We start from the raw sequence: 590 nt of genomic DNA on the forward strand, positions 1-590 counted from the left end.
GAACTTGCTTTTGAGCATCAGGAACAAGAAGTAGGTACTACCGATAATCGCGACTAACGTACCTGCTGCAATTTGGCTCGGGTAAATGGCGATTTGCCCTAACCAATCCGCCCAAACCATAAGCGTTGCACCAATCAAACTGCCAACGAATAATTGTTCTTTGACCTTTCTTGCTCCTAGCATCATCGCCATGTGTGGTGCGACCAAACCAACAAAGGAAACGGGGCCGACCGTCGCCGTTGAAAAGGCACACAGCAGAGCAACGATAACAAGCAAAATCGTGTTTGCAGATGATGGATTCAGCCCGCGCGCGTTAGAAAACGCTCGACCAATAGAAATCAGTGTTAGCCAACGTGACAACGCAAACACAATCGCTAAAAGCACCAACACGGAGATAAGTAACACCAATGCACTTGTGCTGGTGACGCGATACGTTGAGCCCGTGAGCCAGAGCAAAATTTTGTAACTTTCCCCAGAGCCTTGCGCCAACGCAAACTGCACGAGAGCTTGTAATAGGGCGCTAAGGGCAATACCTGAGAGTACAAAATTAGAAGGGTTAAAGTGGCTGCGTTTCCCGATAATGAGCAGCA

General features: G+C 48.5%; 1 protein-coding gene. It reads right to left on the bottom strand.

The window, feature by feature from the left end; genetic code table 11:
* A partial coding sequence (locus tag R7093_RS26675; RefSeq protein ID WP_318147208.1) for an iron chelate uptake ABC transporter family permease subunit occupies positions 1-590 on the bottom strand: 590 nt, incomplete at both ends.

It is taken from the genome of Vibrio sp. 1580, from assembly GCF_033340055.1.